The following is a 21926-nucleotide window of genomic DNA, read 5'->3' as shown; positions in this document are numbered from 1 at the left end:
GCGCGCGGTGCCCACGCCATGAACGACGCGAACACGCACGCCCACGCAGGCGCGAGCGCGACGCCCGTGGAGCCTCCGCTCGTCGTCGCCGATGCAGCGGCGCACCGCTGGGACGACGCTTGCGGCGTGCTGATTGCCGGTTTTGGCGCGGCGGGCGCGTGCGCCGCGCTGGAGGCGGCGCAGGCCGGTGCGCGCGTGCGCATCGTCGAGCGCTTCGAGGGCGGCGGCGCGAGCGCAAAGAGCGGCGGCGTGGTCTATGCGGGCGGCGGCACGACCTACCAGCGGGAGGCCGGCTATGCGGACACGCCCGAGGCGATGGCCGCCTACCTGCAAGGCGAGGTGGGCGACGCGGTTTCGCCGGACGCGCTCGAACGCTTTTGCAACGGCAGCGTTGCGCAGCTCGCGTGGCTCGAACGCCAGGGCGTGCGCTTCGGCTCGACAATGCCCGCGCGCAAAACGTCCTATCCGCCCGAGCGCGCGTTTCTCTATTACTCGGGCAATGAGGCCGTGGGCGACGCGCCCGTCGTGCCGCCCGCGCCACGCGGGCATCGCACGAAGGGGCGCGGCATGTCGGGGCGCGTGCTGTTCGACACGCTGCGCCGCGCCGTGCAGGCCGAGCCCAATGTCGAGATCGTGCGCCAAGCGGGCGTGCGCAGGCTCATCGTCGATACAACCGGCAAGGTGATCGGCGCGCAGGTCTGGCGCGTGGAGCCGGGCCGCGCGCAGCGCCAGCACGCGCGCCTCGCCCGCTGGGCCGACAAGTTGCACAACGGCCTGCCCGCGCTGGCCGACCGCCTGCGCGCAGCATTGCTTCGGCTGGAATTGCGCGCGAGCCGTGCGCTCGATATCCGTGCCGACGCGGTGGTGCTCGCCACGGGCGGCTTCATTTTCAACCGCGAAATGGTCGCGCAGCACGCGCCGCGCTATCTCTCCACCTGGCGTCTTGGCACCACTGGCTGTGACGGCTCGGGCATTCGCCTGGGTCTTTCGGCGGGCGGCATCGCGGACGGCATGGAGCGCGTCTCCGCGTGGCGCTTCATCAACCCCCCGTTCGCGTGGGCGCGCGGCTGCGTGGTGGACGCGCGCGGCGAGCGCTTCTGCAACGAAGAGGTCTACGGTGCAAAGCTTGGCCATGAAATGTGCGAGACGCGCGACGGACGCGCCTGGCTGATCCTCGACGCCGCGCTCGTGCGCGAGGCCTTGCGCGAGTGCGTGCGTGGCCGCTTGTGGGCGTTCCAGAGCGTGCCCGCGCTGATGCTCATGCTGGGCGGACGCAAGCGCGCGGCTACCGTTGCGCAGCTAGCCGAGCAGATCGGCGCCGACGCCGCCACGCTCGAACGCTCGCTGGCCGCGTATCGCGCCGCCGCGCGGGAAGGACGCGATGCGGCCTTCGGCAAATCCGCCGCGGTGCTCGCGCCGCTCGATCAAGCGCCGTTCTATGCGCTCGACATATCGGCGGCGAGCCGCACGTTTCCGTGCCCCGCGATCACGCTGGGTGGCCTGCGCGTGGACGAAACCACCAACGCCGTGCTGCGCGCCGAAGGCGGCGTCGTCGAAGGGCTTTACGCAGTGGGGCGCGCCGCGCGCGGCCTCGCTTCGAATCACTACGTGAGCGGCCTCTCGCTCGCGGACTGCATCTGGTCGGGTCGCCAGGCGGGACGCGCGGCAGCGCGCGAAACACCGGCCGCACGCGAGCGGACACTCAATTATCAGGATGCCGAACGTAATGCATCCGCGATTAAAACAGAAAGCGCGAAAGTCATTCCGCTTTATCCACTGACTCACTGACGAAGAGAGAGAACGAAGATGGGAGACAGACTCAAGGGCAAGATCGCCGTGATCACGGGCGCCGCTAGCGGCGTAGGCAAGTGCGATGCGCTGCTGTTCGCCGCCGAAGGCGCGCGTGTCGTGCTCACCGACGTGAACGAGGAAGCGGGCCGCGCCGTGGCCGCGCAGATCGGCGATGCGGCGCTGTTCGTGCGCCACGACATCGCCTCGGAATCGGGCTGGAACGACGTGTTCGGCGCCGCGCAAAAGCAGTTCGGGGCGCCCAACGTGCTCGTGAACAATGCGGCCATCCTGCAACTCGGCAGCATCGAAGATGCCACGCTCGAACAATGGCGGCGCGTGCTGCGCATCAACGCAGAAGGCTACTTCCTTGGCTGCCAGGCCGCGGTGCGTGCGATGAAGGAGAAGGGCGGCTCGATCGTCAATATGTCTTCGGTGGCGGCGCTGGGCGGTCTGGGCGCGTTCTGCGCTTACTCGGCGAGTAAGGGCGCGGTCACGGCCATGACGCGCTCGATCGCCGCGCACTGCAAGCAGCAGGGGTACAAGATTCGCGCGAATACCATTCATCCAGACGGCATTCTCACGCCCATGACCGAGCCGTTCTTCGGCTCGGCAGAAGCGGGGCGCTCGCAGATCACCGAATCGGTCGACCCGCGCGCGCGCATGTGCCTGCCCGAAGACATCGCGCAACTCGTGCTGTTCCTCGCCTCCGATGAATCGCGCTTCATCAACGGCAGCGAGTACCGCATCGACAATGCGCAGATGATCATGGGCGTTGCCTGAGGTAATCCATCATGACCGAAGCGCGTTTTCATCGGCTGCGGGTAGCCGACGTGATAGCCGAAAGCGCCGATGCGCGCTCGTTCGTGTTCGAACTGCCCGTAGCGCTGGCCGACGCATTCGCATACCGGCCCGGGCAGTTCCTGACGCTGCGCCTGCCGGCCGAGCAGGCGCCGTTGCAGCGCTGCTACTCGCTGTCGAGCGCACCAGGCGTGGACACGGCCCCGAAGATCACGGTCAAGCGCGTGCGCGAGGGCCGTGCCTCCAACTGGCTGTGCGACAGCGTGCGCCCCGGCGACGAACTCGACGTGATGACGCCTGCGGGCGTCTTCACGCCGCGCTCGCTCGACGACGACCTGCTGCTGTTCGCGGCCGGCAGCGGCATCACGCCGGTGCTCTCGATTCTCAAGGCGGCGCTGGTGGGCGGGCGCGGCATGCTCACGCTGATCTATGCGAACCGCGACGAATCCGTGGTGATATTCGGCGCGGCGCTGCGCGAACTCGCGCAACGGCATCCCGGCAGGCTGCGCGTGATTCACTGGCTCGACAGCGTGCAGGGCGTGCCGCAACAGCGCCACCTGGAAGAACTGGCGCGGCCGTGGAGTCGTCAGGAATGCTTTATTTGCGGCCCGGCGCTTTTCATGGAAAGCGCACTGGGCGCGATGCTCGCACTCGGGCTGCCGCGCGCGAAGATTCATGTCGAGCGTTTTGCTTCGCTGCCGGACCGGCCCGCGCAGACGGAACCGTCCGCGCGCACCAAGCCGCCGGCGCAAAGTCTTGAACGTGATGCTACGAAAGGCGGGGCCGAAAGCGCCCCGCAAACCGCGCGCATCGTAACGCAACTCGACGGCGCCAGCGCGCAATTCACTTGCGAGCCCAACGAGACGCTGCTCGACGCGATGGAGCGCGCGGGTCTCTCGCCGCCCAGTTCGTGCCGCAGCGGCTTGTGCGGCGCGTGCATGTGCCGCGTGGAGGCGGGCAGCGTAACGCTGGCCGAGAACGGCGTGCTCGACGACGAGGAGCGCGCTGCTGGCTGGACGCTCGCGTGCAGCGCGACGCCGGCGAGCGCCGAGCTGCGCATCGTCTTTCCCGACTAGGCGCCGCGCGTGCACGCCGTGCATGCGAGGTGCCTGACCCTCAGCGCTGCCGCAACGCGTGCTCTCGTGGACGCACGCAGCGACGGCGCATGTATTTCCGGAGTCCTTAAATGACGCCCGACCCGACGACGCTCCACGAAACCCTGACCACCCCCGCGCTGATCGCACGCGGCGCGGCGCGCTACGGCGCGCGCATTGCGATCGAAACGCCCGAACGCAGCCTGAGCTACGCCGAACTCGACGCCGCGCGCATGGAAGCGGCGCGCGCGCTGATGGCCTGCGGCATCGAAGCTGGCGAGCGCGTCGCCATCTGGGCGCCCAATCTGGCCGAATGGATCGTTGCCGCGCTCGCGATTCAAAGCGTGGGCGCAGCGCTCGTGCCCGTGAACACGCGCATGAAAGGCCTCGAAGCAGGCGCGATTCTCGCGGACAGTGGCGCGCGCGTGCTGTTCAGTTGCGGCGCGTTCCTTGGCGAGGATTATCCGGCGATGCTTGCGCCGCACCGGCCCGCCACGCTTGAACGCGTAATCGTGTTCGGCGGCGCGTCGCATGCCGATGGCCGCGACGAAAGCTGGCAGCAGTTTCTCGCGCGCGCCTCGCAAACGCCGCTTGAAGCATTTCGCGAGCGCGAAGCGCAAGTGGGCCCCAACACGCTGATGGACGTGATGTTCACCTCGGGTACCACGGGCCGCCCGAAGGGCGTGATGACCGCACATGGCCAGAACGTGCGCGCGGCGTACGGATGGGCCGAGATCGCGACGCTGCGCGAGGGCGACCGCTATCTGATCGTGAGCCCGTTCTTTCACGCGTTCGGATACAAGGCGGGCTGGCTCGCGGCGCTCACGAGCGGCGCGACGGTGCTGCCGCATCTCGTGTTCGATCCGAAGCTGGTGCTCGAGCGAGTCGTGCGCGAGCGCGTTTCCGTGCTGCCCGGGCCGCCCACGCTCTATCACGCGCTGCTCCAAACGCCGGGGCTCGCGGGTCTCGATCTTTCTTCGCTGCGCGTGGCGGTGACGGGCGCAGCCGCCATTGCGCCCAGCCTCGTCGAGCGCATGCGCGCGGAGCTGAACTTCGAAACTGTCCTCACGGGGTACGGGCTCACCGAGTCGTGCGGCTTCGCCACGCTGTGCCGCCATGGCGACGACGCCGTGACAGTGGCGCAGACCTCGGGCCGCGCGATGCCGGGCATGGAGTTGCGCATCGCCGACGCGGATGGGGAGCCGCTTGCCGCTGGCGAGACCGGCGAAGTCTGGGTGCGTGGCTATAACGTGATGCGCGGCTATCTGAACGATGCGGCGGCCACGGCGCAAGCGGTCGATGCACAGGGTTGGCTTCACACGGGCGACCTTGGCACGCTGGACGAGCGTGGCTACCTGCGCGTAACCGACCGCATCAAGGACATGTTCATCGTGGGCGGATTCAATTGCTATCCGGCTGAGATCGAGCGGTTGTTCGCGGCGCACGAAGCCGTGGCGCAGATTGCCGTGGTGGGGATGCCCGATGAGCGCCTGGGGGAGGTCGGGCATGCGTATGTCGTGCTGCGTGCGGGCGCTCGGACGGATGCGGCGGCGCTTACCGAATGGGCGCGCAGGAATATGGCGAACTACAAGGTGCCTCGGCGCATTGAGATTGTTGAAGCGTTGCCCGTGAGTGCGGCGGGGAAGGTACTGAAGTATCGGTTGCGGGAGGGAGTGGCGGCTTAGGGCGAACCTCGGACAGAGGCTACGACCACGACAAATATCGACGTCCACTGCATGCCGCCGGCATTGCAACCGAAATCGCTCGACGTGGTCAGCCTCATGGTAGTGGGCTAGGCAAAACACGCTGGGTTGTTGAGCGGACCATCTCGTGGCTTCACAACTTCCGCCGACTGCGCATCCGCTTCGAACAGCTCGCTTCTATCCACGAGGCTTTCCTCAGAATCGCCTGCTGCATCATATGCTGGCGACACCTGCAAAAGTCATTCTGTTAACACCTCTAAGCCCGCTCTCGAGCGGACAGCGCGCACTTACTTGATAAGTCCCTTCTGTCTTCGATAGACGTCGGTAGGCAGGCCGCCCCATCCCCAGTTTTCCGTTGGCACTTCTTCGATGACGACGAACGTCGCCTCCAGCGGTTTGTTCAGAACGTCAAGCAGGAGCTGGCTCACACCCTTGATGAGCAGGGCCTTTTCTTCCGCCGTGACGGAATCCGTGCCGGGCCGCGTGCCCTCGCGTGTAACCTGAATTGTGACGATCGGCATTTTGCTTTCCTTAATGGTGGTCGTGGCAGGGAGTGCCGGCGAGCGGCGCTCCCCCTCGGCCCGGTGGGGCCACGTGGCGCGCAGTGCACCTTAGTGGCCGGCGACCTGGCCGCCGTCGACGTGGAGGATTTCGCCCGTCACGAAGGGCGCCGAGTCCAGATAGAGGATGGCGTTCACGATGTCGCTCATCTCGCCCATATGCCCCATCGGATGCAGCGCGCCGAGCCGGCGTGAGTTTCGGGCGCGTGCATCGGCGACTTGATGATGCCCGGCGAGACCGCGTTGGCGCGAATGCCGCGCTTCGCATATTCGATCGCCAGCGAGCGCGTTGCAGCGGCGAGACCGCCCTTGCTCAGCGAGGCCAGCACTGAAGGGACGCCGTCGATCGCGTGATCGACGAGCGTCGTCGTGATTGTGACGACGTGGCCGCTCTCATGCTTTTCCATCTCTGCAATGGCGAGCTGCGTGACATGGAAGAAACCGTCGAGGTTGGTGGCCTTGATCGCCGCGTAGTCTTCCACGGTGTATTGCGTGAACGGCTTCGCGATGAAAATGCCCGCGTTGTTGATCAGCGTATCGACGCGGCCAAAGCGAGAGACGGCCGTTTCGATGACGCGGCGCGCCGTGGCCGAGTCGGCGATATCGCGAGCCACTGCGACGAGATCGCTATCGTCAGTCTGTTTGATGTTGCGCGACGTCGCGACCACCTTGTGGCCGAGTGCGCGGAATGCCTTCGCGGTTTCGGCGCCAATGCCTTGCGATGCGCCGGTGATCACGATGACTTTGGGGGCTTGACTCGTATGAACCTCGAAGTAAGTTGGACTCTGTTTCTGATCGGGCTTGCTGCTCCGATGACGATCAATTTACGCATCCACGCCGCCCGTTTGAATGCAGGACGCGGACAAAAAGTTGTGAGTCGCAGGAACAAATGAGAGCAAGCGGCGGGCGACGGCGCACGGCGGAAAAGGTTATGCGAATGGTGTTTGAGACGATTTGGATAACTGAGTAATTTTGGCAGGCCTTACCGCGTGATCCATCACACGCGGTTGTCTGCGAAGCTCAGGAGGCTTGCATGCGCGGATCGTGGTCGAATTCAAGCCTGATCCCCCCCGGCTCGTACACCATGGTATGGCGTTTCGGCCCCGGCCCGAGGTTTTCCGGGGCAAATTCGATTTGCACGCCGGGCCAGGCGGACACGCGCGAAAAGATATCGTTGAGTGCTTCTTCGCTGACTACCCGTAAGGCAAGATGATGCAGGCCCACATGGGTCTTGCGGTCGAACTCGACCAGGCGGCTCGGATCGGTCACTTGCCAGAGGGTCAACATGACGTGACCGTCCGAAACGAACGCCGCCGGATAACTGGGTCTTTCGCCAACCTGTTTCCAGCCCAGGCAATTCACGAAGAAGTCACGCGTGACATTCAGGTCGCGCACAGTCAGTCCGACATGATCGATGCCCAGTGTAAGCGGTTTGTCAGTCATGCTTCGATTCTCCTGAGTAAAGAGTGCGTCGATCCTGCGTTCCACACTTCACGGATCAAAACGCTGCCGAAACAATATAGCTGTGAAGATCGGCGTCGATTGTCCCTTGCCGGTCACATCACTTTTTACGCGGTGTATCGCGTCGCGCGCAGAAGGCGGTTGGGCGTTGCATCGGGGCGGGCGCCGACCCCTCTCATGTGATCTCGGAAACTTCCTTGCATACATCTGCAATGTCAGATATAGTGAAAATCAGATATCTAGAAGAGCAATCGATGAACGATCCCGTCAATGAAGATTTCGAGCGCACGCAGAAGCTGGTGTTCGTGCTCGGTCAGGCGCACCACCTGATGGCCACCGAACTCAGGGCAGGACTCAAGGACGTGGGTCTGAACCTGCAGGAGCGCGGCATTCTGCTGACGCTGGCCGGCGGGAGCGCCAAAGCGCCAGCGGCGCTGGCGAAGCTGCTTGGCGTCCACCCGGCCCGGATGACCCGCGTGCGGGACAAGCTCGAAACCAGCGGGTTCGTGGAGCGCGCGCAATGGCACGGACCGGCGCCTCGTGGACGTTTCGTTGACGCGGGAGGGCCGCGCGGTCGCAGCCCGCAACGCAAACGTTGCCCCTGGCGCCTGGAGCGAGCGGCTCTCGCACTTTTCGAAGTCTGACTTCGACGCGTTGAGCACGCTGCTTTCGAGACTGCTCCATGGCTAGGGGCTTTTTTTTTGCCCAATTATCAGACATGTCAGATAGCGGCCCGTGCTCGACGGGACATTCGCACCCAGACGAGAGAACCTAACATGAATCCATCGACCAACCCAGGCGGGCCAGCCCAGCTGACTGGCGCGAAGTTCGCGCTCGGCACCTTCGCCGTGGCGCTCGCCACCTTTATGAACGTGCTGGATTCGTCGATTGCAAACGTCGCGATTCCCACGCTCTCCGGCAACCTCGGCGTATCGATCGACGAAGGCACGTGGGTCATCACGCTGTTTGCCGCCGCCAATGCGGTGTCCATTCCGTTGACCGGGTGGCTGACGCAGCGCGTGGGCCAGGTCAAGCTGTTCGTCTGGGCGATTCTGTTGTTCGTGCTTTCGTCGGCGGCCTGCGGTATGGCCCCGAACCTGCTGACGCTGCTCGTCGCCCGTATCGTTCAGGGCGCCGTGGCGGGGCCGCTGGTGCCGTTGTCGCAAGCCTTGCTGCTCGCCTCCTTCCCCAAGGAAAAGAGTTCGAATGCGCTGGCGCTGTGGGCGATGACCGCGACTGTCGGACCGATCGCGGGCCCGGCGCTCGGCGGCTGGATCACCGACAGCTACAGCTGGTCGTGGATCTTCTATATCAACGTGCCGGTCGGCCTCTTCGCCGCCGGCGTGATCTGGGCGATCTACCGCGACCGCGAGTCGGCGGCACGCAAGCTGCCCATCGACAAGGTCGGGCTGATCTCGCTCATCGCGTGGGTTGCCCCGCTGCAGATCATGCTCGACAAGGGCAAGGATCTCGACTGGTTCAGCTCGCCAGTCATCTGGGTGCTCACCATCGTCGCCGCGGTCAGCTTCGCGTTCTTCCTGATCTGGGAATTGACTGAGGAAAAGCCGATCGTCAACCTGCGGCTGTTCACCAAACGCAACTTCCTCGGCGGCACGATTGCGATTTCCGTCGCGTATGCGATCTTCTTTGCAAACCTCGTTATCCTGCCGCAGTGGATTCAGGGCTTTCTCGGCTACCGCGCGGTGGATGCGGGCCTCGTCACCGCGCCGCTGGGCATCTTCGCCGTGATCCTCGCCCCAGTAATGGGCAAGGTCATGCCGCGCTCCGACCTGCGGGTGCTCGCCACGCTGGCGTTCGTGGGCTTCGCCGCCGTGTTCTTCATGCGCTCGAACTATACGACCGGCGTGGATGCGTGGGCGCTGATTCTGCCGACGCTGCTGCAAGGCATTCCCACGGCGCTGTTCTTCACACCGCTTACCGGCATCATCTTGTCGGGTCTGCGGCCCGACGAGATTCCGGCTGCCGCGGGCCTATCCAACTTCGTGCGCATTTTCGCCGGCGCCGTGGGCACGTCGCTTATGAGCAACGCCTGGAACGACCGCACGATCCTCCATCACGCCCGGCTTGCCGAGCAAACGAGCGTGGAGAATCCGGCTTTCACCGGAGCCATTGCGCACCTGCAGGCGACGCTGGGCGGCGGCATTCCCAAGGCCACGGCCTTTTACGCGAACTCGCTCAACGCACAAGCCACAATGCTGGGGTTGAACGACATCTTCTGGATATCGGCGGTGATCTTTGTCGTCATCATCCCGCTGATCTGGTTGACGAGGCCGCTCAAGGGCGCTGGCGCGGGCGCGGCAGGCGCTGGCGGACACTGAATTCTGCAGTTGACTCCGGTCCGGAGGGCAGGTGAGCCCCGCCTGTTTCTTCTTGACAATATCTGACAATGCAGATATTGTGACGTTCAACACGGAGGATGTCTCGATGGACCACTACACAGCGAGAAATTTCATGCTCACGGAAAGTGTCGGTTTCAGGATCGTCAAGGCGCGCAATCTGGTCGTCGCGGAGATGGACGCGGCGCTCAGAGACCTCGATATCACGGGCCAGCAAATGGGCATTCTGCTTTCGTTGAAGCAGGGTGTGGCCACCACGCCGTTCGAACTGTCGAAACTGCTCGGCATCGATACGGGCCTCATGACGCGGATGCTGGACAAGCTGGAATCGAAAGGGCTGCTGGAACGTTCCCGCGACGCAGACGACCGTCGCGTGGTCAATCTGAACCTCACTGCAAAGGGACTGGAAACGGCGGAGCAGATTCCGGAAGTCGCACCGCACGTGTTGAACGCACGCTTGCGCAAATTCACCAAGGCGGAGTTTGCCGAACTGAACCGCCTGCTTCGCAAGTTCACGGACGACTGAACGGTGCGGCCGTGGTGCCGTGCTTTTTTTCGACCATTAATCTGATATGTCAGAAAATGAAATCGCAGACTTCTAAAGCAAGCATCGGTGTCCATACGCTGAAGCTGGGTGTATCGGCGATCGCATTGGCCACGCTGGCGGCTTGCGCCAACTACGCGGGCATCCACAGCGACAAGCAGATGGCCCAGCCGCAACAGTACGAGACGGCGCAGAGCCTGCCGCAAGAGCAGGGGCACTGGCCGTCCGCCGATTGGGTCGACCAGTTCGGCGACGCGCAGCTGAAGGCGCTGATTGCGGAAGCGCTGCAGGGCAGCCCTACGGTCAAGCAGGCCAAAGCGCGCGTCGCTCAGGCGCAGGCCTATAGCGAAACCGCAAAGGCAGGCACGCTGCCGCGCGTGGATGCGAGCTACACGCTCACACGCCAGCAGTACAGCAGCACGGCGCTGATTCCGCCGCCGTATGCCGGCTCGTGGCAGACCGAAAACAAGGGCCTGCTCACGGCTTCCTACGATCTCGACCTGTGGGGGAAGAATCGCGAGGCGCTGCGCGCGGCCGTTTCGGAGACAGCAGCGGCAGAAGCCGACGAGGAAGTGGTCAAGCTCACGCTGGATACCTCGATCGCGCGTACCTACAACCAGCTGGCGCGGCTCTACGCCTTGCGCGACATCGCGCAGGAAGAAGTCGCGCGCCGCGAGCAGATCGACCGCATCACGGCGGGCCGCATCGCAACGGGCCTCGACACGCAGGTGGAACGCAAGACCGCGCAGGCGAACCTGGCGACAAGCCGCTCGCGGGTGAGCGCGCTCGACGGCAGCATTCTCACGACGCGCTACCAGTTGGCCGCGCTGATGGGCAAGGGCCCCGACCGCGGACTCGCGATCACGCGCCCGACGCTCAGCGCGGGCGACGAGGTGCGTTTGCCGGACAACCTGCCCGCCGATCTCGTGAGCCGGCGCCCCGATATCGTCGCGGCGCGCTGGCGCGTGGACGCGATCACGCACGAGGTGAAGGAAGCCAAGGCCGAGTTCTATCCGGACATCAACCTGAGCGCCGCGATCGGTCTGGACGCGTTCGGCTTCGGCCGCTTCCTTAGCGCCGCGAGCCGCACCGCGTCGGTCGGCCCTGCGATCCATCTGCCGATCTTCGACGGCGGCGAGTTGCGTGCGCAGTTGAAGGGCCGCTACGCGGAGTTCGACTACGCGGTGGCCGCCTACGACCAGACGCTCATTGGCGCGTTGAGCGGCGTGGCCACGCAGCTCGCGCAGATCCATTCGAGCGATGCGCAGTTCGTGGATGCCCAAACCGCGCAGCAGGCAGCGCGCGACGCCGACCAGCTTGCGATCACGCAATACAAGGGCGGCCTGACCAATCAGCTCACGGTGCTCAACGCCGACGTCACGGCGCTGAACGCCGACGAAACCATCGCGAACCTGAAGATGGATCGCCGCGATCAGCAGATCGCTCTGGCGTCCGCGCTGGGGGGCGGCTATGTCGACACTTCAGCCGATACGGTCCGCCCCGCGGGCGTTGCCGCCCAACCCAACCCTCAAGCCAATTCCGTCATTGCCGTCGCGCGTTGAACGGCATGGTTGCAACCCGTCAGGAAAACTGAAATGAGCGAAACGACCACGACCGACCGCAAGCCGGCGGAGCGCCTCGACGAGAAGAAAGGCGGCGCGCAAGCTGCCCCGGCCAACAACGACCAGCAGGCCACGCCTCCGGGCCGCCGCAAGCGCCTGATCGCGCTGCTCGGCACCGTGACGTTGATGACGGGCGCTGCCTATGGCGCGTACTACTTCACGGAAGGCCGCTTTCACGAAACCACCGATGACGCCTATGTGAGCGGCAACCTCGTGCAACTCACGCCGCAGGTCCCTGGCACAGTGGTGGCCGTCAACGCCGACGACACGCAGATCGTGAAGGCGGGTGACCCCGTCGTGACGCTCGATCCGGCCGACGCAAGAATCGCGCTGGCCGATGCCGAAGCATCGCTCGGGCAGACCGTGCGCCGGGTGAGCGGCCTCTATGTCAACAACGACTTCTATGCGGCGAACGTGGCGCAACGCGAATCGGACCTGGCTCGCGCCAACGACGATCTGCGCCGCCGCATGGCCGTCGCGGACTCGGGCGCCGTTTCCGCCGAAGACATTGCCCACGCGCGCGATGCCGTGCAGGCCGCACAGGCCGCGCTCGACGCCGCGCGTCAGCAAGGGGCGGCGAATCACGCGCTGACCGATCGCACGTCGGTCGAACAGCATCCGGACGTGCAGGCGGCCGCCTCGAAGGTGCGCGCGGCGTGGCTCGCGTATGCGCGCGATACCTTGCCCGCGCCGGTCACGGGTTATGTGGCGCAGCGCCAGGTGCAGGTTGGCGAGCGCGTGTCGCCCGGCACGCCGCTGATGGCGATCGTGCCGCTCGACGGCGTGTGGGTGGACGCGAACTTCAAGGAAGTGCAGCTCAAGCACATGCGCATTGGCCAGCCGGTGACGCTCACTGCCGATGTCTACGGCTCGAGCGTGAAGTATCACGGTCGTATTGAAGGCTTTTCGGCGGGCACTGGCAGCGCCTTCGCGACGCTGCCGGCGCAGAACGCCACGGGCAACTGGATCAAGATCGTGCAACGCCTGCCGGTGCGCATCGCGCTCGATCCACGCGAACTCGCGGCGCGTCCGTTGCGCATCGGTCTTTCGATGACGGTGGATGCCGATACGCACGACGAATCGGGCTCGCAGCTCGGCGCGGCGCAAAACACGCGCTATTGCACCGGCGTCTTCGCGCAGTACGACGCGCAAGCCACCGGCAAGATCGAAAAGATCATCAAGCAAAACGAAATGGCTGCACCGGCGACTGCGTCACAACCTTCGCCGCAACGTGTGGCTTCGCACGAGCACAAGGCAATCGCGGGCTAAGGTTGTTTGGCAGCCCGGCTCAACGCTTCCGCATCGGCGGCAAGCGCTTTGGGCACCGCCTCGCGCAGGTAATCCATGAACGTCTTGATTTTGGCGTCGAGGTACTTTCGCGAGGCGTGCACCGCATAGGCGGTCAACCTCGGCAGACGATACTCCGGCAATAGACGCACCAGCGCGCCGCTATCGAGCATGGCCAGCGCCGTCGACATCGGCAGCGCGCCAATCCCCACGCCTTCGCGAAGGGCGACACTGAGTGCATCGGGAAGATTGATCTCGACGGGCGCCTTCGGGAACGCCACCGTTTCGCGGCCGTTGGGGCCATGCAGATGCCAGCGATCGCGCGGAAAAAATGTCGTGGCGAACTGCAGGCACGAGTGTGCTTCGAGGTCCTTCACCATGCGTGGCACGCCGCGGGTATTCAGATAGGCGGGCGCCGCACACAGCACGTTATGGACTTCGCCCAGCCGGTGCGACACGAGCCGGGAATCTGGCAACTCCGTCGTACTCAATTGAAGCATCACGTCATAGCCGGCCTCGACGATGTCGGGCGCGTGCTGCGATAACGTCAATTCAATCGACACCGCGGGATACCGCTCACGATAGCGCACGAGCGCCGGGACCACATAGGCCTGACCGAAGCTCGGCGACGCATGAACACGCAGCCGCCCCGAAGGGGCGACATGTGCATTGGCCGCATCTGCCTCGGCCTCGTCGACATACGCGAGAATCTGCTCGCATCGCTCCAGATAGCGCTGGCCCGCCTCGGTTAGCGCGAGCCGCCGCGTACTCCGATGCAGCAGGCGCGTGCGCAGCTGCGACTCGAGTTGCGAGATCGCCCGCGATGCATTGGCAGTTTGAATGTCCAGGCGCAGCGCCGTGCGCGTAAAGCTTCCCTCTTGCGCAATGCGGACGAATATCCGCATCTTGTCCATTACGCGTATTCCCACGGATAGCTCTGCCTCGCACGCAATTACGCCGCAAACTCGCGCCATGCCAGATTCCCCCATAAATGCAGGCGAATCTGTTCGGCAAAGGTCCGTATCACTTCTTCGTTACGTGAAAGAAACATCCATTGTCCGACTCGCGTCGAAACGAGCAGTCGCGCTTCGACCAGTACGGCAAGATGCGCCGATATGGTGGACTGCGAGAGCCCGCTGCGAGCCTGGACGGCGTGTGCGGGCACGCCGCGGCCCAGATCGACAGGGCTTTCGGGAAAGGCATCGGCGGGGACCTTCAGCCACGCGAGGATGTCGCGCCGCAGTGGATTGGCGAGGGCCTTGTGAATCCGGTTCGCGTCTATCATGGCGTTCCTTGTGCTCTCGCGTGCTTCAATGCGGCTGCATCAACAACGTTCTGGCGATGGTTCCCGCCCGGGGCTCCGGTTCCTGCAGTATCGGGATAGTCTGTGCACGAATTGGATAGTTCACCACGTGGGGTTGGAATAGTCTGCGTGCAACAATCTTGATCGCGATCAAGCATTCAGGAGAGCAGTCAAAAATAGATGGAGACAGTGCGAATGCACATGCATGACGATGGTTTGCAGCGTTGCAATGCCATCTACACCCCATTGACCCCGGCGGACCTCCTGCTTCGCAGAACCGAAGTCTATGGCGACAACACAGCAGTTCTGTACGGTCGGGTGAAGCGCACGTGGCGTCAATCGTTCAAAACGAATGCGTTCGACTGGCTAGCGCGCTTGCCCAGATGGGTGTTCAGCGTGGCAATACGGATGCTCCCGAACAATATCTCGGGTCGGAAAACATTTCGAGCATCGAGACTTAGGGCCATTTTGCGTTGTCGCTAGGGGAGACACGTATGGGTGGGTTGTTTTAAGGAATGTATAATTATTTAAAAATTCGGTACTGATCCCCAATAGCTGAATATCTTCCGAGTTAAAGCAATGGAACAGAAAACGGAGATTCATTCCGAGGCTGGCAACGACTCCAGTCCCTCAAATGAGGTCGAGCTATTTCGGACCCGGGATATAGAACAGGCCAGAGATTGGGGGACACGTACATTCTGTGAAAACGAACTTCGAAATATTGATGTGCGCGGTGAACTCGACGCACGTCTAATGTATCGAAAGTACGGATCAATCGGAATTGGACGAATGAGTTATGGCGGCGAACTCAGGATTCGACCGACTACATTTGACGACTTCTATTTAGTACAAGTGCCGCTCAGTGGCGGTGAGCACATCACCAATGGCAATCAGTCCGTCAGTTCATCGCCTACGGTAGGTTCGATTCTTAATGCCGGGCAACAACATGAAATCGTCCATACGACGGGAACTGAAAAGCTGATTCTCCGTATTGATCGCGGTTTGGTGGAGCGCCTGTGTGGGCAGCATCTTGGCAATGATGCCCAAACCCGAGTGGAATTCGAAACCGCGATGCCGCTCGATTCCGCACCCGGCAGACGGTGGGCTTCCACCATGCAGTGGCTCTTCGATTACCTGGACGGTGCTCCTTCGTCATCGCCACTGTTGGCAGCGCAAATCGAGCACATGATTGGCTCGCTGCTGCTCGTCAGTCAAGCAAGCAATCATAGTCTGGCACTCAACGAAGATCGGTCACGCTTCGTGACTCCAGCATTTATAAGGAAAGCAGAGCTTTTTATCGAGGAGCGGGCGCACGAGCCTATTACGGTGGGGACCATTGCGGAGCACGTCGGGGTCAGTACCAGTTCGTTGTACACAGGATTCAGAAAGTACCGGAATACATCACCCATGCACCTGCTGAAAAGCATCAGACTCAATCGGGTGCGTGAGCAGTTGTTGAAGTCAGATCCAAAAAATACAACGGTGACGGCAGTAGCGTATCAGTGGGGTTTTGCCCATCTAGGGCACTTCAACACCTATTACAAACGTTGGTTTGGTGAGACCCCTAGCGAAACACTAGCTCGCTGAGCCGGCTGAACTGGCGCTCCCCGATGAATACACCGGGGCGGTCATTGGGGCAGCGTCACGAACTCGCACCTGACGCCCGGTTGAGCGTCAACGGATCTTCACCACGTGCGGCCAGAATCCAGAAGTCGCGCGCCGGCTCGCCAATGCGCTCGATGATCCATGGGCTTCCCACGTGGTACTTCGGGCCTCCGCTGGCCTTCCAGTGTGGGATCCCTGCCAGGCTCGAAACTAGAAGCACTGCGAACGAAATACTGATCAATTCAAGCGCTAACCCGGACGGGGCTCTCAGGAGCCCCGTTCGCGTTTGTAGGGATAAACCTCGAAACGCATATTGAATGCACAGATGGGATAGGGCTCGTAGTCATTGGAGTGTCGATTACGCAGTCGGGTAATACGATTTGTCTCGCGGTCACTGCCTTACTTGGTGCGCAAAAAATTACCCCCTTTACAAGGGCTAACCCCCTCCGAGGAGACATACAGATGTCGGTCCAAACTGTTGTTCGCCGTCGCGTAGCGCAGCATTCGATCAGCGATTCGCGCTACAACGATGCAAAGTCGCAATCGCAATACCAGCCCTACAAGGACGCAGCTTGGGGCTTCATCAACCACTGGTATCCGGCGATGTTCAGCAAGGAACTGGTGGAAACCACGACCGAGAACGAAGAAGAGCTCCGGACCGGCATTAAGGGCATCATGATCGCCGGCGTGCCCATCGTGCTGCGTCGCGTCGACGGCAAGGTCTACGCAGTCAAGGACCAGTGCGTTCACCGTGGCATTCGTCTCTCCGAGAAGCCGATGTGCTTCAACAAGGAAACGATCACGTGCTGGTACCACGGCTTCACGTTCAATCTGGACGACGGCAAGCTCTCGACCATTGTTGCCAATCCGGACGACAAGCTGATCGGCACGACCGGTATCACGACGTACCCGGTTCAGGAAGTCGCGGGCATGATCTTCGTGTTCGTTCGTGAAGACGACTTCCCGCTCGAAGACGTTCCCTCGCTGTCGGACGACTTGCCGTTCCGTTTCCCGGAAAACAACGAGCGCTTCCCGCACCCGCTGTGGCCGGACACGCCGTCGATCCTGGACGAAAATGCAGTCGCTCACGGCATGCACCGCACGGGCTTCGGCAACTGGCGTATTGCGTGCGAAAACGGCTTCGACAACGCACACATCCTGGTCCACAAGGACAACTCCATCGTTCACGTGAACGACTGGGTGCTCCCGCTGGGCATTGTGCCGGTCTCGAACGATTGCATTCAGGTCGTTGAAGACGAAAACGGCCCGAAGGGCATGATGCAATGGCTGTTCACGGACAAGTGGCTGCCGGTGCTGGAAAACAAGGAACTGGGCCTCAAGATCGACAACCTGAACGGTCGATTCTATCGCACGTCGGTGGTCCTCCCGGGCGTCCTTATGGTCGAAAACTGGCCGGAAGAGCACGTCGTTCAGTACGAATGGTACGTTCCGATCACGGACGATCTGCACGAGTACTGGGAGGTGCTGGTCCGCATTTGCCCGACTGAAGAAGATCGCAAAAAGTTCAAGTACCGCTTTGACCGCGTGTACAAGGAACTGTGCCTGCACGGCTTCAACGACTGCGACCTCTACGCCCGCGAAGGTATGCAGCACTTCTACGCGGACGGCACGGGCTGGGATGACGAGCAACTGGTCTCGACCGACATCTCGCCGGTCACGTGGCGCAAGCTCGCCTCGCGCCACAACCGTGGTATCGCGAAGCCTGGCAAGGGCGTCTACGGTGCGGTGAAGACGCATAGCACGCGCCTCAAGGAACTCGCTGATGGCAAGCGCCCGGCATACTTTGTGGAACAAGTCTGGTTCTAAAGCTTGATCGGCACTCGTTAGGGTGCCTATGAAATCTCTTTGGAAACTTGTAGCACCCTGATGCCTGGTTACGAGGAAGAAGATCGGTTCGTTATCCTCTCGGTCTCCATTCTCGTTTCTGAGCGCTATCAGGCCCGGACCTAACTAAATTTATTACCCGTATCCGTCATGAGAAGCCTTCCACGCGACCTGCCAAATTTCGAAATCTACGACCTGTCGTTGCAGATTCGCAGTGGCAAGATCAGTCCGGTAGAAGTCACCAAGGCGATTCTGGCCCGCGTGGAAGCACTGGACGCGAATTTGCATAGCTATGCCCTTGTCGTTCCTGAGCTGGCATTCAAGCAGGCAGGGCAAGCGGAGAAAGAGATTCAGGCCGGGAACTTAAGGAGTCCCCTGCACGGGATTCCGCTCGCAGTTAAAGATCTGTTCGATACCAAGGGCATAGTGACCGCCGGTGGTATGCCGATCCATGCACAGCGCGTACCCACAGAAAACGCGACGGTCGTGCAACGCCTGCAAGATGCAGGGTCGGTGATGCTGGGCAAGCTGCAAATGACGGAGGGCGCATTTGCCATCCACCATCCGACGATCCCTGATCCTGTTAATCCGTGGGGTGCCGCGCACTGGTGTGGTGCGAGTTCCTCGGGTTGCGGTGTCGCTACGGCGGCTCGTCTGTGCTACGGCACGCTCGGTTCGGATACGGGGGGGTCGGTGCGTTTCCCCAGTGCAGCGAACAATCTGACTGGATTGAAAACCACGTACGGCACGGTCAGCCGTAAGGGCACGATGGAAATGGCGGCATCGCTGGACCACGTGGGCCCCATGGCTCGCTCGGCCCGTGATGTGCTGCTCCTTCTCGCCATTATTGGTGGTCACGATACGCAACGACTGCTTGCGACCATTGACGAGCAGCGATTCCACAATTTCCTGAAAGGTTTCAAGGGATTGCGAATCGGCATGGACGAATCGTGGATTTCTGATGGCGTCGATCCAGTGATTCAGCGCGCGATTCAGCAGGTCAAGGCCATCCTTGCCGAGGCCGGCGGCGAAATCAAGAGCATCAAGGTTCCGGATACGCGGGCCACCAGTTCCAACTGGGAGCATCACTGCGGGGTTCAAACGGCTGTTGCTCATGAAGCGACGTATCCCGTCAAGGCCGCTGAATACGGTCCTGCACTGGCCCGATTGATTGATCAAGGGCGGGAACTGAAGGCGGTGGACTACGAGCGAATCATTCGTGATGCGCAGCAGTTTACGCGCGAGATGGACGCGGTGTTCACAGAGGTCGATGTGGTATTGGCCCCGGTGCAGCCCTACGCGGCTCCGACGTATGAGCAGCTGGCAGGTTTGGCTTCGGATCCTGAGGCTAACCGGCGCCTGATTCAGTTTACGTCTCCGTTCAACGCCTCGGGACACCCTGCATTGTCGGTACCCATTGGATTTACCGAGCAAGGTTTGCCCATCGGTGGGCAATTCATTGGCCGCAAGTATCAAGACGACCTGCTGTGTATGGTCGGAATGGTATTGCAGAGCCACAGTGACTGGCATCGTCAGATCCCGCCTGGGTTGGCTTGATTGATATTGAAAATGTTTATTTTGCGGATTAAGTCATGACCCAAGCTCATCAGGTAACCATTAACTTCGCAGACGGCGTGAGCCGTACATTTGCCGCCGGGCTGGGTGAAAACGTTCTCGAAGCCGCAATCAAGGCCGAAGTGCCTGTGCTGTATCAGTGCAAGGCCGGGGCCTGCGCGTCCTGCACGTGCGAGCTTGAGGAAGGCGAGGCCGTGACTATCCCTGGCGCCAGTTCGACGCTCCTGGCCTCGGAATACGCAGAAGGCAATCGGCTGCTCTGCGTGACGAAGGCTGAATCGGATTGTTCATTCAACGTCGCATACGGCTCGGAAGTCGGCTCGTCGGTCGCCCAGGAGGTGAAGGTCTTCATCGACTCCGTGGAGCGTATCGCACCCAACGTCATGCGTCTGACTGTCGAACTGGCCGAAGGCAACTGGCTCGAATTCAGGCCCGGGCAATACATGCAGATCGCGGTACCGGGTTTGGGGGTTCTCCGCAGCTACAGCCCGTCGTCCACGTCGCTGACCCTGCCCAAGATGGAATTTTTGGTCCGGTTGCTGCCCAATGGCGCGATGTCCACGTTCCTTGAGAACGAGGCACACGTGGATCAGGTTCTGACGATGAAGGGCCCCTATGGTGCGTTCTTCCTGCGTGAAGAGCATCGTCGCGCGCCGCACATCTTCGTTGCCGGTGGGACGGGTCTGGCTCCGATTCTGTCGATGATTGATGGCCTCCGGCAGGCCTCGGGCAAGAAGCCGCCGATGCTGCTCTCGTTTGGTTGCGCGGTCCCAGAAGCGCTGTTTGCGCTGGATGACATGGAACTGCGTCAGCACTGGCTGCCAACGTTGAAGACCCGCATCTGCGTGGATCGCAACGCGACGGAAGGCATGCACGAAGGTTCACCGGTCTCGGCCCTCGAGGAAGGGGATGTGACGGATCCGAATACGGTGGCTTATCTGTGCGGCCCGCAGCCGATGATCGACGCGGCAACCAGACGTTTGATCGAGTTGGGCATGAAGCCGGAGTTGATTTTCGCAGAACAGTTTGTTGCATCGAACTAAGGAATGGACATGGAATTCAAGCCTACGAAGCAAATGCCGTTTTCGGCTCAGCAGACCGAATGGTACGAAAAGGCCAAGACCAACCTTAGTTCAAAGCGTCTTCAAATATTGCTGTTCGAACTGACGGATATTCACAGCCCTACGGGTTCGACGCGTGAAGCGGCTGACCATTTGCAGCATCACATGGAGATGATCGGGCTGCAAACGAAAACGCACGACAACTCGGCCATCAGCCGTTCGGTGATGGGTGAACACCGGGGCACCGGTGGCGGCGCGTCGTTGCTGCTTTACGCGCCTATTGACACTCACCTGGATCGCACCAAGGAAGAAGAGATTCTTTCGGGCCCCGGTCAAGAAGCGGATTTGCAGCCGCACGCCAGGCAGATCGAAGACTGGGTATTCGGCCTCGGCGCTTCGAATCCGAAGGGCATGATTGCCACGCACGTTGAAGTGGCAACGGCAGTGCTGGAAGCGGGTATTCCGCTGAAGGGTAATCTGCTTGTCGGTATGGCCGATGGCGGTATGCCCGTTGATATCAAGGAGCGTCATTCGGGCATGTCGAATGGCGTGATCAATTTGCTGAATCGTGGCATGTACCCCGATTTCGCAATCATCATGAAGCCGTGGAACTGGGTCTACCACGAAGAGCCGGGTATGGCGTGGTTCAAGATCACGGTCAAGGGCACGATGGGCTATGCGGGTATCCCGCACGACGTGCCGGGTTTCCGTTCATCTGTGGTTCCCGCTGCCACGGTGATTCAGGAACTGCAAGCGTGGCTTCCCGAATACACGAAACGCAACACGTCGGGCGTTATCGAGCCCCATGGCTGGATTGCGGGCGTTCGCGGCGGTCAAATTGAAAGACCTGCATTCCCGTCCGCAGTCACGGAGATCTTCTTCGACATTCGTGTGAATCCCCGGACGAGTCCCGCCGATGTCAAGGCACAGTTCGCGAACTTCATCCAGGACGTGAAGACTCGCCATCCAGAAATCACGATGGATTGGGAGATGTACGGCTCGGTCCCGGGCGGCACCACTGATCCGGAAAACTGGATTATCCAGTCGGCCAGGCGCGGTTGGGAGCACATCGAGGGACGTCCGCATGGCGTACCCGACATGCTGGCCGGTCAAACCGACGGTGCGGCGCTGCGTCGTTACGGTGTGCCGACTGCTCGTATTGGTTGGCCGTGGCCGGCTCAGGGCGCGCCGGTGCCTGTTGCCGAGGGCTTGGGCGGCATGGGCGCCACCTACGTTCCCGACCTGATGCCCTGTGCAGAAAAAATCCTGTATGCGGTGATCGACACGCTTACCCGCGACCGGAGCGAGCTTGGCCTTTAA

At 62.1% G+C, this 21926-nt stretch carries 18 protein-coding genes and 2 pseudogenes; 15 read left to right on the top strand and 5 right to left on the bottom strand.

Going from position 1 to position 21926, the window contains the following annotated elements:
* Window positions 1–18: 18 nt before the first annotated feature.
* The 5 genes and pseudogenes from PWP93_RS31930 to PWP93_RS31910 form a co-directional block, all read left to right on the top strand.
* Entirely contained in the window at window positions 19–1788 is a 1770-nt protein-coding gene (locus PWP93_RS31930) for an FAD-binding protein (RefSeq protein WP_421047566.1), read from the top strand.
* A gap of 18 nt (window positions 1789–1806) precedes the next feature.
* Window positions 1807–2571 carry an SDR family oxidoreductase gene (locus PWP93_RS31925; protein WP_421047565.1) on the top strand — a complete coding sequence of 255 codons (765 nt, stop codon included), beginning with the start codon at window positions 1807–1809 and terminating at the stop codon, window positions 2569–2571.
* 11 nt (window positions 2572–2582) lie between these two features.
* Window positions 2583–3665 (top strand): 2Fe-2S iron-sulfur cluster-binding protein, encoded by a 1083-nt coding sequence (locus tag PWP93_RS31920; RefSeq protein ID WP_421047564.1) that lies wholly within the window; start codon window positions 2583–2585, stop codon window positions 3663–3665.
* Between the two features lie 110 nt (window positions 3666–3775).
* The gene (locus PWP93_RS31915) at window positions 3776–5368 is read left to right on the top strand and encodes a FadD3 family acyl-CoA ligase (protein WP_421047563.1); all 1593 of its coding nucleotides are present in this window, start codon (window positions 3776–3778) and stop codon (window positions 5366–5368) included.
* A gap of 8 nt (window positions 5369–5376) precedes the next feature.
* Window positions 5377–5637 (top strand): annotated as a pseudogene (locus PWP93_RS31910) (transposase); the annotation flags it as partial.
* Between the two features lie 36 nt (window positions 5638–5673).
* On the opposite strand, the gene PWP93_RS31905 reads toward PWP93_RS31910, so the two are convergent.
* From PWP93_RS31905 to PWP93_RS31895, 3 genes and pseudogenes are all read right to left on the bottom strand, one after another.
* A complete protein-coding gene (locus PWP93_RS31905; RefSeq protein WP_368602461.1) occupies window positions 5674–5907 on the bottom strand; it encodes a tautomerase family protein in 234 nt (77 codons plus the stop codon).
* Between the two features lie 90 nt (window positions 5908–5997).
* Window positions 5998–6686, bottom strand: a pseudogene (locus PWP93_RS31900) (SDR family NAD(P)-dependent oxidoreductase).
* Between the two features lie 280 nt (window positions 6687–6966).
* On the bottom strand, window positions 6967–7389 hold the full coding sequence (locus PWP93_RS31895) for a VOC family protein (RefSeq protein WP_421027326.1): 423 nt from the start codon (window positions 7387–7389) through the stop codon (window positions 6967–6969).
* Window positions 7390–7661: 272 nt separating this feature from the next.
* Between PWP93_RS31895 and PWP93_RS31890 the strand changes: the two genes are divergently transcribed.
* The 5 genes from PWP93_RS31890 (at window position 7662) to PWP93_RS31870 (ending at window position 13199) form a co-directional block, all read left to right on the top strand.
* Window positions 7662–8051 (top strand): MarR family transcriptional regulator, encoded by a 390-nt coding sequence (locus tag PWP93_RS31890; RefSeq protein WP_421047562.1) that lies wholly within the window; start codon window positions 7662–7664, stop codon window positions 8049–8051.
* Between the two features lie 132 nt (window positions 8052–8183).
* Window positions 8184–9746 carry a DHA2 family efflux MFS transporter permease subunit gene (locus PWP93_RS31885; protein ID WP_421047561.1) on the top strand — a complete coding sequence of 521 codons (1563 nt, stop codon included), beginning with the start codon at window positions 8184–8186 and terminating at the stop codon, window positions 9744–9746.
* 106 nt (window positions 9747–9852) lie between these two features.
* Complete coding sequence (locus PWP93_RS31880) at window positions 9853–10290, top strand: MarR family winged helix-turn-helix transcriptional regulator (protein ID WP_421027330.1); 438 nt, start codon at window positions 9853–9855, stop codon at window positions 10288–10290.
* A gap of 56 nt (window positions 10291–10346) precedes the next feature.
* On the top strand, window positions 10347–11870 hold the full coding sequence (locus PWP93_RS31875; RefSeq protein ID WP_421047560.1) for an efflux transporter outer membrane subunit: 1524 nt from the start codon (window positions 10347–10349) through the stop codon (window positions 11868–11870).
* A gap of 33 nt (window positions 11871–11903) precedes the next feature.
* Window positions 11904–13199 carry an HlyD family efflux transporter periplasmic adaptor subunit gene (locus PWP93_RS31870; RefSeq protein ID WP_421047559.1) on the top strand — a complete coding sequence of 432 codons (1296 nt, stop codon included), beginning with the start codon at window positions 11904–11906 and terminating at the stop codon, window positions 13197–13199.
* Here PWP93_RS31870 and PWP93_RS31865 read toward each other — a convergent pair.
* Both PWP93_RS31865 and PWP93_RS31860 read right to left on the bottom strand, forming a co-directional pair.
* Window positions 13196–14131, bottom strand: coding sequence for a LysR family transcriptional regulator (locus tag PWP93_RS31865; RefSeq protein WP_421047558.1), 936 nt, complete (start codon window positions 14129–14131; stop codon window positions 13196–13198). The two genes, PWP93_RS31870 and PWP93_RS31865, sit on opposite strands and share 4 nt — an antisense overlap.
* Before the next feature lie 38 nt (window positions 14132–14169).
* Complete coding sequence (locus tag PWP93_RS31860; RefSeq protein ID WP_421047557.1) at window positions 14170–14502, bottom strand: ArsR/SmtB family transcription factor; 333 nt, start codon at window positions 14500–14502, stop codon at window positions 14170–14172.
* 597 nt (window positions 14503–15099) lie between these two features.
* On the opposite strand from PWP93_RS31860, the gene PWP93_RS31855 reads away from it, so the two are divergent.
* From PWP93_RS31855 to PWP93_RS31835, 5 genes are all read left to right on the top strand, one after another.
* On the top strand, window positions 15100–16107 hold the full coding sequence (locus PWP93_RS31855; RefSeq protein WP_421047556.1) for an AraC family transcriptional regulator: 1008 nt from the start codon (window positions 15100–15102) through the stop codon (window positions 16105–16107).
* A 480-nt stretch (window positions 16108–16587) separates the two neighbouring features.
* A complete protein-coding gene (locus PWP93_RS31850; RefSeq protein ID WP_421047555.1) occupies window positions 16588–17952 on the top strand; it encodes a Rieske 2Fe-2S domain-containing protein in 1365 nt (454 codons plus the stop codon).
* Between the two features lie 168 nt (window positions 17953–18120).
* Entirely contained in the window at window positions 18121–19527 is a 1407-nt protein-coding gene (locus tag PWP93_RS31845; RefSeq protein WP_421047554.1) for an amidase, read from the top strand.
* A gap of 35 nt (window positions 19528–19562) precedes the next feature.
* Window positions 19563–20588, top strand: coding sequence for an FAD-binding oxidoreductase (locus tag PWP93_RS31840; RefSeq protein WP_421047553.1), 1026 nt, complete (start codon window positions 19563–19565; stop codon window positions 20586–20588).
* A gap of 9 nt (window positions 20589–20597) precedes the next feature.
* Entirely contained in the window at window positions 20598–21926 is a 1329-nt protein-coding gene (locus PWP93_RS31835; RefSeq protein WP_421047552.1) for a M20 family metallopeptidase, read from the top strand.

The sequence above is a fragment of the Paraburkholderia sp. A1RI-2L genome, assembly GCF_048957375.1.
GTDB lineage: Bacteria > Pseudomonadota > Gammaproteobacteria > Burkholderiales > Burkholderiaceae > Paraburkholderia.
The sequence above is the reverse complement of the archived record's forward strand: the minus strand, read 5'-3'. Positions and strand labels throughout refer to the sequence as shown.